We start from the raw sequence: 12,769 nt of genomic DNA, 5'->3' as shown, positions 1-12,769 counted from the left end.
TTTAAAAAATAATTCGAAAACCCTTGAAAAAAAATCTAAAGCTCCTGCCAGTAGCGCCGATACAACTTACGAATGCGAAGTAACTGGGTGCCGGAGCAAGGCTCAAGCCCACAGCTCGCAACACCCAGATACCTAAGACACTAGCCTATTGGAGGCAAACATCATGGCCCTTACAGTCAATACCAACATTGCGTCCTTGAACACTCAGCGCAACCTGAACTCGTCTTCCAATTCGCTGGCTAACTCCTTGCAGCGTTTGTCTACTGGTTCGCGTATCAACTCAGCTAAAGACGACGCTGCTGGCCTGCAGATTTCCAACCGTCTGACCAGCCAGATCAACGGCCTGGGTGTTGCAGTCAAGAACGCCAACGACGGCATCTCTCTGGCGCAAACCGCTGAAGGTGCTCTGCAACAATCGACTAACTTGCTGCAGCGTATGCGTGACCTGTCCCTGCAATCGGCTAACGGTTCGAACAGCACTTCAGAGCGTGAAGCTTTGAACTCTGAAGTTAGCCAACTGAAAAAAGAACTGGATCGTATCAGCAACACCACTACCTTCGGTGGTCGTAAGTTGCTTGACGGTTCTTTCGGGACTACTGGCTTCCAAGTGGGTTCGGCTGCTAACGAAATTATTAGCGTCGGCATTGACGAAATGAGCTCCACTTCGCTGAAGGGTGCATACTACGAGCAAGCGCTGGGAGCAACAGCGGTTTCAGGTACTCCTGTTGACGGTAAGCTGGACATCGCTTTAACAACTGATCAGGGCGCCACTACATTTAGTGTGTCGATCAAGGCCGGTGATGATGAGAAGGCAATTAACCAAAAAATTGCTGCTGCCATCAACGACACCAACTCTGGTATCGGTGCATTTGTCCAAGACGACAACAGTATCAACCTGATTTCTACTCAGACGACTGATCAAACTAACGCATTTACTAGCTTGGTAATCACCGATAACGTTGCTGCACCAACTGGTATCGCTGCTCCAGGCACCGTTACTGCGACCGCTGATGACGCTGCAACTACTGGGTCAATCAACGATCTTGATATCTCAGACGCTGAAGGCGCACAGAAAGCAGTTTTGTTGATCGACGCTTCTTTGAAGCAGATCGACTCCCAGCGTGCTGACCTCGGTGCGGTGCAGAACCGTTTCGACAACACCATTGCTAACTTGCAGAACATCGGTGAAAACGTATCGGCCGCTCGTGGTCGCATCCAAGACACCGACTTCGCCGCTGAAACAGCAAACCTGAGCAAGAACCAGGTTCTGCAACAGGCCGGTACTGCGATTCTGGCCCAGGCTAACCAACTGCCACAGGCTGTTCTCAGCCTCCTGCAGTAAGTTTTAGCTTAGGCAAACATCGCGGGGGGAAGTGCATTAGCGCTTCTCCCCGTCTTGCCATTCAGAGGGTTTAACGATGGACGTAGCAATCAGCAGTACGTTGTCGTTGGTGAATAGCGGGGCAAAAGCTCCGGTGGTCGGTACAGGTATTCGTTCTGATAATGCTCAAACTGATCCGGTTGCGGTCAGTGAACAACGGGTAACCGAGCAAGAGCCCGAGTCTTCGGCTCAAACCGTTGAGCAGGCGGCTTCATCCATTCAGGGATACGTGCAGTCTATTCGCCGTGACCTGAACTTTGCAGTTGATGATTCTTCTGGCCGGGTTGTGGTCAAAGTAACTGATTCAGTTTCCGGTGATGTCATCAGACAGATTCCGTCTGAAGATGCACTTAAGCTTGCCGAAAACCTGGAAGCGGTGCGCAGCTTGTTGTTTAAAGCCGAAGCGTAAAAAAGCCGCGTTACTACTCAGACGCTTTATTTGTTGGGTAGGATTTGTTGAGTAGACGGCATGATTTTTGAAAGGGTTTGGTACTAGACGATTTAGCGTCAAACCCATGACGAGGTGGAGAACATGGTAGGTATTACAGGTCTTGGTGGTTCCGGTCTGGACATCGACGCTATTGTCGGTGCCTTGGTTAATGCCGAGAAAGCACCTAAAGAAGCGCAGCTAAAGCGCCTCGAAGATACCTCAACTACCAAGTTTACTGCGCTGGGGACGCTCAAGAGTGCCTTGAGTGAGTTTCAGACCGCACTGGCCGGGCTCAACGACATCAAGTTGTTTGAGAACCGCACGGCCACCTCATCCAACACCAGTTCATTGACGGCGACTGCCACCAAGGACGCGCTACCCGGTAGCTACTCGATTGATGTGATCCGCCTGGCCAGCTCAAGCAAAGTGGCTACAGCTTCGGTTGCCGGTTCGTTCAGCAGCGGCGCAAGCGATCAAACGATCTCGGTCAAGCTCGGCGCTTCCGGTGATGTGACCAATGTCAACATTACCGCAGGTTCCGATCTTGCCAGCACCCGCGACCAACTCAACGCCGCGCTGAAAGAGCAGGGCATCAGCGCAAACATCGTCAGCAATCCAAGTACTGGCGAATCGCGTTTGGTCTTTAGCTCGACCACCACTGGCGCTGGCAATGATGTGATTGTCAGCGGTACGGGCAACTTGTCCGCGCTAAACGCTGACGGCAGCCAAGCATTGGACAGCGCGAATCCTGGCAGCGCGGGCTACATCACTCAGGCCACTGACGCTGAATTCAGCATTGATGGTCTGGTGCTTAATAGCTCAACCAACAGTGTTACCGGCGCTATTCCAGAGGTGACGCTGGAGCTGGTTGCCAAGACTGAAGCTGGCAAGCCGCTGACGGTCAAAGTAGGCGAAGACACAACTGCTGTAACCGATAACATCAAGAAATTCGTCGATGCTTACAACAAGCTGATTACCACCAGCAATAAATTAACCAGTGTGGTCAGTGCAGGTGAGGGCAAAGAGCCTGTTGTCGGCGGCCTGGTTGGTGACTCCAGTGTGCGCAACTTGCTTAGCGCCGTGCGCAATGAGTTGGTTGATCCCTCGGCTCAATCGGGTATTCGGGTGCTCGCCGATATGGGGATTTCTACCCAAAAAGACGGCACCTTGGCGATTGATGATGACAAGTTGAAGGTTGCACTGGAAAACAATTTTGATGACGTCGGCAAGTTTTTCACCGGCGACACTGGCTTGACTAGCCGACTGGATAAAAGTGTTGATGGCTTTTCTAAAGGTGGTGGTGTGCTTGAGCAACGCATAAGCGGATTGCAAACCACCTTAGACGATATCACCAAGCAAAGAGAAGACCTGAACCGCCGTATCCTGTCGGTTCAGGATCGCCTGTATACGCAGTTCAACGCAATGGATGCACTGGTTAGCCAGCTCACCCAGACCAGTGATCGCTTGACCCAGTCGCTTGAAGCGCTGCCAGGTTTCGTCAAAAAGGATAAGTAAGGCATGAGCCAACAACCGATTGATATGTACAAGCAGGTTGCCGTCAGCCAAGAGGTTAGCCAATACCGCGCCGTTCAGATGCTGCTTGAGGGCGCTATTGAGCGTCTACGTAAGGCCCGTAAAGCCCAGGCAGACAACAACCCCGGTATACGCGGTGAGGCGGTCAGCAGCACGCTCAGTATCATTGGTGCCCTGCAAGGCAGCCTGGATATGGAGTTGGGCGGTGAGTTGGCGCAAAACCTCGACTCACTTTACGACTACATGACCCGCCGCCTGGCCGGCGTTGCGCTGGATAAAACCCCGCGCTCGCTGGACGAAGTGGAAGCGTTGCTGGGCGAGATTAAATCCGCCTGGGATGCAATCGCGCCTGAAGTCGAAACCGCCTAACCATGGTTCATCCGCGTAGGGTGTGACAACGCGAAGCTTGTCCACCATAGGTCTAGCGGTCGGCTCTTTATCGCTGCGTTTTCAATTGAATCCGCCGCCATAAATGGTGGATGAAAAAAGCGTCTTCCATCCTGGGTATCTCCAAATTTTTTAAGCATTATTTTCAATCAGAAATCGTTAAAGCTTCTCGCAACAGCGCCGATAGCTAAGCATCAGGCACAGATATAAGCGAGAGCGACAATGTACGCGATGGCAGCGATGAAACAGTACCAAGCTGTTAATACTCAGGCTCAGGCTGTTGATGCGAGCCCGCATCGGTTGATTCAGATGCTCATGGAAGGTGGCTTGACCCGTATCGCCCAAGCGCGTGGCGCCATGGAGCGTGGTCAGGTTGCTCTCAAGGGTGAGTTGATTGGTAAGGCAATTGCTATCGTTGGCGGCTTGCGCGACGGTCTGGATTTGCAGCAAGGTGGTGAACTGGCAGCAAACCTCGACAGTCTGTATGAGTACATGTCGGCGCGTTTGTTTGAGGCCAACGTCAAGAACCAAGTTGAGCCGCTTGAAGAAGTTGCAGGTCTGTTGCGTAATATTAAATCCGGTTGGGACGCGATCGGCTAAGGAACCTCTGAAAAACTACTGCGCTCGATATTACTGCGTTAAAAAACTGCTCAAAATGCTCATTTACAATACGTAAAGTCGAGCGCGACCTCGGTCGATTTTTCGCAGTTTTTTGCCTTGTCCTATCGTCGCTCGCTACCTTTTTCAGGGGGGCCCTCAGAATGCGGAGTAAGTTATGAATTCACCAGTACAGCGTCTACAAGACACCGGAACTGCACTGCGCAGTGCCTTGGCGACTCAGGATTGGACTGCAATTGGCAGCCTGGATCTACAGTGCCGCGAGGCCATTGATGAAGCCATGCTGGATGTCGCCGATGACGAAGAAACGCTGCGTACGCGGATGACCGAGTTGCTCGACTTGTACCGCGAACTGGTCAACGTTTGCCAGTCAGAGCAAAAGCGCCTTGCCGGTGAGTTGGTGCAGCTTAATCAAGCGCACAGCGGTGCCAAGGTTTATCAGCTGTTCGGCTAATATAGCCATCTGCCTGAGTTGTGCCACACGCTACGTGTGGCGCTTGTGTATTCGCCTTGACGCTCGCTCAAGGCGCCTTCCTCAGTGTCTCTCCATGCGGTGTGATCCACGCCAACGATTTAGCGTCAATATTGGCGTTGGTCGGGCAAAAAATAAAACACGCCATAAAATTGACATCTACCGAGTTAATTGATTTAACTTAATAGCGATATGCTGGCGGTTCAAATAGTGGGACAGCCGATTTTTCACTCCCGGACATGAAGTAAAGCTATGTGGCGTGAAACCAAAATTCTGTTGATTGATGACAATACTGAGCGTCGCCGCGACCTTGCGGTGATTTTAAATTTCTTGGGCGAGGAGCATTTGGCGTGCGATAGCGCTTCATGGAAAGCCACGGTGGCTGGCCTTGAGTCTAGTCGCGCAGTGCTTTGTGTCATGCTGGGTGATGTTCAAGGCAGTGGGGAGCTGCTTGAGCAAGTAAAGCATTTAGTGAGTTGGGACGAGTTCTTGCCGGTGCTGCTGATCGACGAGTCGATACCTGCGGACTGGCCCGAGGATAATCGCCGTAGTGTGCTGGCGAGCCTTGAGATGCCGCCCAGCTACAACAAATTGCTTGATTCGCTGCACCGTGCTCAGGTTTACCGCGAAATGTATGACGAAGCTCGCGCTCGCGGCCGTCAGCGTGAAACCAATCTATTCCGCAGCCTGGTCGGCACCAGTCGCGCTATTCAACAAGTACGGCAGATGATGCAGCAAGTCGCCGACACCGAAGCCAGCGTGTTGATTCTCGGTGAGTCAGGCACGGGTAAGGAGGTGGTCGCGCGTAACCTGCATTACCACTCCAAGCGCCGTGAAGGGCCATTTGTTCCGGTCAACTGCGGTGCCATCCCTGCTGAACTGCTCGAGAGCGAGCTGTTCGGTCACGAGAAAGGCGCCTTTACCGGGGCGATCACCAGCCGAGCTGGGCGCTTTGAACTGGCTAACGGCGGTACGTTGTTCCTCGATGAAATTGGCGACATGCCGTTACCGATGCAGGTCAAGCTGCTGCGTGTGCTGCAGGAACGCACGTACGAGCGTGTGGGGAGCAACAAAACCCAGACCGCCGATGTGCGCATCATTGCCGCGACCCACAAAAACCTTGAAAACATGATTGAGGCCGGCACCTTCCGCGAGGATTTGTATTACCGCTTGAACGTGTTCCCAATCGAGATGGCACCGCTGCGTGAGCGGATCGAAGACATTCCACTGCTGATGAATGAATTGATTTCGCGCATGGAGCACGAAAAGCGCGGTTCGATTCGTTTCAACTCTGCGGCGATCATGTCGCTGTGTCGCCACGACTGGGCAGGCAACGTGCGTGAGCTGGCGAACCTGGTTGAGCGCATGGCAATCATGCATCCATACGGGGTGATCGGTGTGGGTGAGTTGCCGAAGAAGTTCCGTCACGTCGATGATGAAGATGAGCACTTGCACGAAACCTTGCTGGACGAGTTTGAAGAGCGCGCAGCAATCTTCGCCGGTCTGCCAGGCCCGGAAACGGCACCGCAACTTCCGGCCGAAGGGATCGACCTTAAGGATTACTTGGGTAACCTCGAACAAGGTTTGATCCAGCAGGCACTGGATGAGTCCAACGGCATCGTTGCGCGGGCTGCTGAGCGCTTGCGTATTCGGCGTACGACGCTGGTTGAGAAAATGCGCAAATACAACATGAATCGTCGCGATGAAGAGGGCATGGACGACTAGTCTGAAAAAACACTAAGTCGCGGCGGCTGATGAGTCATTCGCTTGGCGCGATCCCTTGAAATAAGGCCGAAGGTTTGACGCTACCTTCGGCCTTATTTTTTATCCGCTTGATAATAAACGATATTTTTTCCGGCACGGGTATTGCTAACACTCATGCAACTGACTGTCTTATGACGGCACGCTGCGCGAGATAGAAGAATGACTAGCCCTGCCAAAATTGCTGAAAACACCGAAAAGATGCCTGCCGAACCGGTCGAACAAGCGGGCCGTGCGAGTTTGGAGCAGGCGTTTGAGATGTTTAATCAGATGTCCAGCCAGCTCAGCGAGTCTTATAGCTTGCTTGAGTCACGGGTCACTGAGCTTAAAGGTCAGCTGGCTTTGGTCAGTGCGCAACGCATGCAGGAGTTGGCTGAGAAAGAACGCTTGGCGTTGCGCCTGCAGAGCTTGCTCGATTTGCTGCCGGGCGGGGTTATCGTTATCGACGGCCAAGGCGTAGTGCGCGAAGCTAATCCTGTGGCACGCAACCTGTTAGGCAAGCCGCTTGCTGGCATGCTCTGGCGTGAGGTCATCGCGCGTAGTTTCGCCCCGCGTGAAGATGATGGCCATGAAGTCTCACTGAAAGATGGTCGGCGCCTGGCAATCGCGACTCGCTCGCTGCACGGCGAACCGGGCCAGTTGGTGTTGCTCACCGACCTGACAGAAACCCGCCGCCTGCAAGATCAGCTGTCACGCCATGAACGATTATCGGCGCTGGGCAGAATGGTCGCTTCCTTGGCTCACCAGATCCGTACGCCGCTCTCGGCCGCCTTGCTCTACGCCAGCCACTTGACTGAACAAGTGCTGCCAGCAGAGCAGCAACAGCGCTTTGCCGGGCGCCTGAAAGAGCGTCTGCACGAGCTTGAACACCAGGTTCGCGACATGCTGATTTTTGCCCGTGGCGATCTACCGTTGCCGGATCGAATCACGCCAAAGGCTTTATTCAATGCTTTGCGCGCTGCGGGTGAAACCCATGTGCAGGGCATGCAAGTGCGCTGGCAGTGCGACAGTTACAACGGCGAGTTGCTGTGTAATCGCGACACCCTGGTCGGCACCGCGCTGAACCTGGTTGAGAACGCCATCCAAGCCTCCGGGCGCGAGGCGCGTTTGAAAATACATTTATACAGCCGTGCTAACACCCTGCGACTGTGTATCAGTGATGACGGTCCCGGTATTGATGCTCTGACTCTGGCACGTCTGGGTGAGCCATTCTTTACCACTAAAACCACAGGAACCGGGCTCGGGCTTGCGGTGGTAAAGGCTGTGGCTAAAGCCCATCAGGGTGAACTGAAGTTGCTGTCCAAGCCGGGGCGCGGGACTAGCGCGTTATTGATTCTGCCGTTGATTACCACGGCGCAAATGATTGTTCAGGAGTAACCGCCATGGCCGCTAAAATTTTATTGGTCGAAGACGACCGCGCACTGCGTGAGGCACTGGCTGATACCTTGAGTATTGGTGGACATGACTACCAGGCAGTGGATTGCGCTGAGGCGGCGTTACTGGCGCTGGAGCAGCAAGCGTTTGGCCTGGTGGTGACTGACGTCAATATGCCGGGCATGGACGGCCATCAATTGCTGGCGGCTATTCGTCAGCGTCTGCCGCAAATGCCGGTGCTGTTGATGACTGCTTTCGGTGCCGTTGAGCGAGCGGTTGATGCGATGCGTCAAGGCGCCGCTGATTACCTGGTTAAACCGTTTGAGTCGAAAGCCCTGTTGGCTTTGGTCGATCGTCACGCGCGTGGGGTTATCGCTGATGGCGACCAGGAAGGCCCCATCGCGGTTGAACCCGCTAGCGTGCAGTTGCTTGACCTTGCAGCGCGAGTTGCACGCAGTGGCTCTACGGTATTGATTACTGGCGAGTCGGGAACCGGTAAGGAAGTTCTGGCGCGTTATATCCATGAGCAATCACCGCGTGCGAGCAAACCGTTTATTGCGATCAACTGCGCGGCGATTCCCGACAACATGCTCGAAGCGACCTTGTTCGGTCATGAGAAGGGTTCGTTCACCGGGGCCGTTACCAGCGCGCCGGGCAAGTTTGAGTTGGCCAACGGCGGCACGATTCTGCTCGATGAAATTTCTGAAATGCCGTTAGCCCTGCAAGCCAAGCTGCTGCGTGTGCTGCAAGAGCGTGAGGTTGAGCGCGTTGGCGGGCGTAAGCCGATTGAGTTGGATATTCGCGTGCTCGCCACCAGTAACCGTGACATGGCGGGCGATGTCGCGGCGGGGCGCTTCCGTGAAGACTTGTACTACCGGCTTTCGGTGTTTCCGTTGGCGTGGATGCCATTGCGTGAACGTCCGGCGGATATCGTACCTTTGGCTGAGCGACTGCTGGCCAAGCACGTCAAAAAGATGAATCACGCGCCGGTGCGGTTTTCTGCGCAAGCCCAGGCCAGTTTGTTGGCGCACGCTTGGCCAGGCAATGTGCGTGAGCTGGATAATGCTGTGCAGCGTGCGTTGATTTTGCAACAAGGTGGTTGGGTCCAGCCGCAAGACCTGTGTCTAGCGGCGCCGGTAGGTGCCAGCTCTCTGGCGCATATCGCGGTGCCAGCCTCGCCAGTCAGTATGGCAGCGCCAACTGAGGTGGTGATTGAAGAGGTGACTCCGCAGGAGTCGGGTGCTTTGGGTGAGGATCTTCGTCGGCGCGAGTTTCAGGTGATTATCGATACCCTGCGAACTGAACGAGGTCGGCGTAAAGAGGCTGCAGAACGCTTGGGTATCAGCCCGCGAACCTTGCGCTACAAGCTGGCGCAAATGCGGGATGCCGGTATGGATGTAGAGGCGTACCTCTACGCCAGTTAAGCCCCATCATCAATGGTGGATGAAAAGCGTCATCCGCCATCGCGTAGGGTGCGACAACGCGAAGCTTGTCCACCAAGGCGCAACCCATACTTCGAAATTCGCCGCTGCAAAGCGTCAATCATCTGTTCGCACCAGAATTATTATCCGCCACCGCTTAACTGGCATCGTTGTTGCTAATAACCATGCATAGCGCTGCGAAGTGTCAAAAAGAAAGCGGCCAGTGGAGGAAGTGTTATGAGCCAAGGCATTGAATTTAATCGACTGATGTTGGAAATGCGCTCCATGCAGGCGGATGCCATGGCGCGTCCAAACCCTGTGTCAGCAACACCCGAGCCAGGCGCTCCGAGCTTTTCTGACATGCTGAGTCAAGCGGTTGGCAAGGTTGATGAAACCCAACAGGCTTCCAAGCAACTGGCGACAGCTTTCGAAATGGGTAAAAGCGGTGTTGACCTGACCGACGTGATGATCGCGTCGCAGAAGGCCAGTGTTTCATTCCAAGCCATGACCCAGGTACGCAACAAACTGGTTCAGGCTTATCAAGACATCATGCAGATGCCGGTTTAAAGGCGGATTTTGAATCATGGCTGACGCACTCTCGGCAAATATGCCCGCTACCACCGGCGCCTCTGACGGCTCCAGGAAACCGTTGTTTGGTCTGACATTTCTGGAAAATCTATCCGAAATGACCATGCTTCGTCAGGTCGGCCTCATGGTCGGTTTGGCGGCCAGCGTGGCGATTGGTTTTGCCGTGGTTTTATGGTCGCAGCAGCCGGACTACCGTCCGCTTTATGGCAGCCTCGACGGTATGGATGCATCGCAAGTGATGGAAACGCTGTCGATGGCTGACATTACCTACACCATCGAGCCAAACTCAGGCGCGTTGTTGGTCAAGTCCGAAGACATGGCGCGTGCACGCATGCGTCTGGCCGCTGCAGGTGTGGCGCCGAGCGACAAAACCATGGGTTTTGAGATTCTTGACCAGGAGCAGGGCCTGGGCACCAGCCAGTTCATGGAAGCTACGCGTTATCGTCGCGGCCTCGAAGGTGAGTTGGCACGCACAGTTTCCAGCCTCAACAACGTCAAGGCTGCTCGTGTGCATTTGGCCATTCCGAAAAGCTCGGTGTTCGTGCGCGATGATCGCAAGCCGAGCGCCTCAGTATTGGTTGAGTTGTATTCTGGTCGTGGGCTTGAGCCGAGCCAAGTGATGGCGATCATCAATTTGGTGGCAACCAGCGTTCCCGAGCTCGATAAGTCACAGGTTACCGTGGTTGATCAAAAGGGCAATCTGCTGAGCGATCAGCAAGAGAACTCTGCGCTGACCATGGCTGGCAAGCAGTTCGACTACAGCCGTCGTCTGGAAAGCATGCTGACTCAGCGTGTGCACAATATTCTGCAGCCTGTTTTAGGTTCAGGCCGCTATAAAGCGGAAGTCTCTGCTGACGTTGACTTCAGTGCCGTTGAGTCGACATCAGAGATGTTCAATCCAGACCAACCCGCTCTGCGCAGTGAACAGAAAACGGATGAACAACGCAGCAGCAGCCTGCCGCCGCAAGGCGTGCCGGGCGCGCTGAGCAATCAGCCGCCGGTGCCCGCCAATGCGCCACAGCAAGCTAACGCGCCCGCCGCAGCAGGACCGGCTGGTCCGGTTGCAGCCGGTCAGCCGCTGCTCGACGCCAATGGTCAACAAGTGATGGACCCCGCGACCGGTCAGCCCATGTTGGCGCCGTTCCCTGCGGACAAGCGTCTGCAAGCAACGCGTAACTATGAGCTGGATCGTTCGATTAGTCACACCAAGCAACAGCAAGGTCGTCTGCGTCGGTTATCTGTCGCAGTGGTGGTTGATGATCAAGTCAAGGTTGATCCCGCAACCGGTGAAGCCACCCACATACCCTGGACCAGCGATGAGCTAACGCGCTTTACCCGGTTGGTCCAGGATTCTGTCGGCTTTGACGCCAGCCGTGGCGACAGCGTCAGCGTAATTAATACCCCGTTCACCGCGGTCACTGGCGAAGAAATCGTAGACATTCCGTTCTACACCCAGCCCTGGTTCTGGGATACGGTTAAACAAGTACTGGGCGTGCTGTTTATTCTGGTGTTGGTATTTGGTGTGCTGCGTCCGGTATTGAACAACATCACTGGCGGCGGCAAGAGTCGCGAAATGTCAGTGGCGGGTGGTGCGGGTGGCGATGTAGAGTTGGGTGACATGGCTGGAGGCTTGGCGGCTGATCGGGTTAGCCTTGGCGGCCCGCAAAGCATTTTGCTGCCAAGCCCTAGCGAAGGTTATGACGCGCAGCTCAACGCAATTAAAAGTCTGGTTGCCGAAGATCCGGGCCGGGTTGCCCAAGTAGTTAAAGAGTGGATCAACGACGATGAGTGAAGGTCGCGCGAACGCCAAATTAGATAAGGTCGAGAAGGCCGCAATTCTGCTGCTGTCGTTGGGAGAGACCGACGCTGCGCAGGTGTTGCGTCATCTCGGCCCGAAAGAAGTACAGAAAGTCGGCGTGGCCATGGCTGGCATGCGCAATATCAACCGTGACCAGGTTGAATTGGTGATGGGCGAGTTTGTCGACATTGTCGGTGATCAGACCAGCTTGGGCGTTGGCGCCGATGGCTACATTCGCAAAATGCTCACCCAAGCGCTTGGCGAAGATAAAGCCGGCAACTTGATTGACCGGATTTTACTCGGCGGTAGCACCAGCGGCCTCGACAGCTTGAAGTGGATGGAGCCGCGTGCAGTGGCTGACGTGATTCGTTACGAGCACCCGCAAATCCAGGCAATTGTCGTGGCGTATCTCGACCCGGACCAAGCCGGTGAGGTGCTTAGCCACTTCGACCACAAAGTGCGTCTGGATATCGTGCTGCGCGTGTCTTCGCTGAACACCGTGCAGCCAGCGGCACTTAAAGAATTGAACCTGATTCTGGAGAAACAGTTCTCGGGTAACTCCAACACCAGTCGCGCCAGCCTTGGCGGGATCAAGCGTGCTGCGGATATCATGAACTACCTCGACAGCTCGGTTGAAGGGCAGTTGATGGATTCGATTCGTGAGGTCGATGAAGACTTGTCGACGCAGATCGAAGACCTGATGTTCGTCTTTGATAACCTCGCAGATGTAGATGATCGCGGCATTCAAGCGTTGCTGCGTGAGGTGTCTTCTGATGTGCTGGTGCTGGCGCTGAAAGGTGCTGACGAGGCGATCAAGGAGAAAGTCTTCAAGAACATGTCCAAGCGAGCGGCTGAACTGCTGCGTGACGATCTTGAAGCCAAAGGGCCTGTGCGCGTCAGTGATGTTGAGACTGCGCAGAAAGAAATTCTCACCATCGCCCGCCGCATGGCCGAAGCCGGGGAAATCGTCCTTGGTGGCAAGGGCGGCGAAGAAATGGTTTAAGCC

At 54.6% G+C, this 12,769-nt stretch carries 12 protein-coding genes; all 12 read left to right on the top strand.

Translation table 11 applies throughout. The annotated features are described in order from the left end of the window. The first annotated feature begins 163 nt into the window (after positions 1-163). The 12 genes from B9K09_RS14965 to fliG all read left to right on the top strand — a co-directional run bounded on the left by B9K09_RS14965 (position 164) and on the right by fliG (position 12,766). The gene (locus tag B9K09_RS14965; RefSeq protein ID WP_087517561.1) at positions 164-1,342 is read left to right on the top strand and encodes a flagellin; all 1,179 of its coding nucleotides are present in this window, start codon (positions 164-166) and stop codon (positions 1,340-1,342) included. A 76-nt stretch (positions 1,343-1,418) separates the two neighbouring features. Then, positions 1,419-1,790: a flagellar protein FlaG gene (locus tag B9K09_RS14960; RefSeq protein WP_087517560.1), complete on the top strand. Its 372-nt coding sequence runs from the start codon at positions 1,419-1,421 to the stop codon at positions 1,788-1,790. A gap of 123 nt (positions 1,791-1,913) precedes the next feature. Beyond that, positions 1,914-3,326 (top strand): flagellar filament capping protein FliD, encoded by a 1,413-nt coding sequence (gene fliD, locus B9K09_RS14955; protein ID WP_087517559.1) that lies wholly within the window; start codon positions 1,914-1,916, stop codon positions 3,324-3,326. 3 nt (positions 3,327-3,329) lie between these two features. After that, positions 3,330-3,713 (top strand): flagellar export chaperone FliS, encoded by a 384-nt coding sequence (fliS, locus tag B9K09_RS14950; protein ID WP_087517558.1) that lies wholly within the window; start codon positions 3,330-3,332, stop codon positions 3,711-3,713. Positions 3,714-3,953: 240 nt separating this feature from the next. Next, positions 3,954-4,331 carry a flagellar export chaperone FliS gene (fliS, locus tag B9K09_RS14945; RefSeq protein ID WP_087517557.1) on the top strand — a complete coding sequence of 126 codons (378 nt, stop codon included), beginning with the start codon at positions 3,954-3,956 and terminating at the stop codon, positions 4,329-4,331. A gap of 175 nt (positions 4,332-4,506) precedes the next feature. Further along, complete coding sequence (gene fliT / locus B9K09_RS14940) at positions 4,507-4,803, top strand: flagellar protein FliT (RefSeq protein ID WP_087517556.1); 297 nt, start codon at positions 4,507-4,509, stop codon at positions 4,801-4,803. Positions 4,804-5,073: 270 nt separating this feature from the next. After that, a complete protein-coding gene (locus B9K09_RS14935; protein WP_087517555.1) occupies positions 5,074-6,546 on the top strand; it encodes a sigma-54 dependent transcriptional regulator in 1,473 nt (490 codons plus the stop codon). A gap of 237 nt (positions 6,547-6,783) precedes the next feature. Next, complete coding sequence (locus B9K09_RS14930; RefSeq protein ID WP_087519123.1) at positions 6,784-7,959, top strand: PAS domain-containing sensor histidine kinase; 1,176 nt, start codon at positions 6,784-6,786, stop codon at positions 7,957-7,959. A 5-nt stretch (positions 7,960-7,964) separates the two neighbouring features. Continuing rightward, entirely contained in the window at positions 7,965-9,380 is a 1,416-nt protein-coding gene (locus tag B9K09_RS14925) for a sigma-54 dependent transcriptional regulator (RefSeq protein ID WP_087517554.1), read from the top strand. Positions 9,381-9,614: 234 nt separating this feature from the next. Continuing rightward, entirely contained in the window at positions 9,615-9,944 is a 330-nt protein-coding gene (gene fliE, locus B9K09_RS14920; RefSeq protein WP_087517553.1) for a flagellar hook-basal body complex protein FliE, read from the top strand. 16 nt (positions 9,945-9,960) lie between these two features. Then, entirely contained in the window at positions 9,961-11,757 is a 1,797-nt protein-coding gene (fliF, locus tag B9K09_RS14915) for a flagellar basal-body MS-ring/collar protein FliF (RefSeq protein ID WP_087517552.1), read from the top strand. Beyond that, on the top strand, positions 11,750-12,766 hold the full coding sequence (gene fliG, locus B9K09_RS14910; protein WP_087517551.1) for a flagellar motor switch protein FliG: 1,017 nt from the start codon (positions 11,750-11,752) through the stop codon (positions 12,764-12,766). The genes fliF and fliG overlap by 8 nt, the downstream gene beginning before the upstream one ends. Positions 12,767-12,769 lie beyond the last annotated feature (3 nt).

The sequence above is a fragment of the Pseudomonas sp. M30-35 genome, assembly GCF_002163625.1.
In the GTDB taxonomy this organism is placed as follows: domain Bacteria; phylum Pseudomonadota; class Gammaproteobacteria; order Pseudomonadales; family Pseudomonadaceae; genus Aquipseudomonas.
The sequence above is the reverse complement of the archived record's forward strand: the minus strand, read 5'-3'. Positions and strand labels throughout refer to the sequence as shown.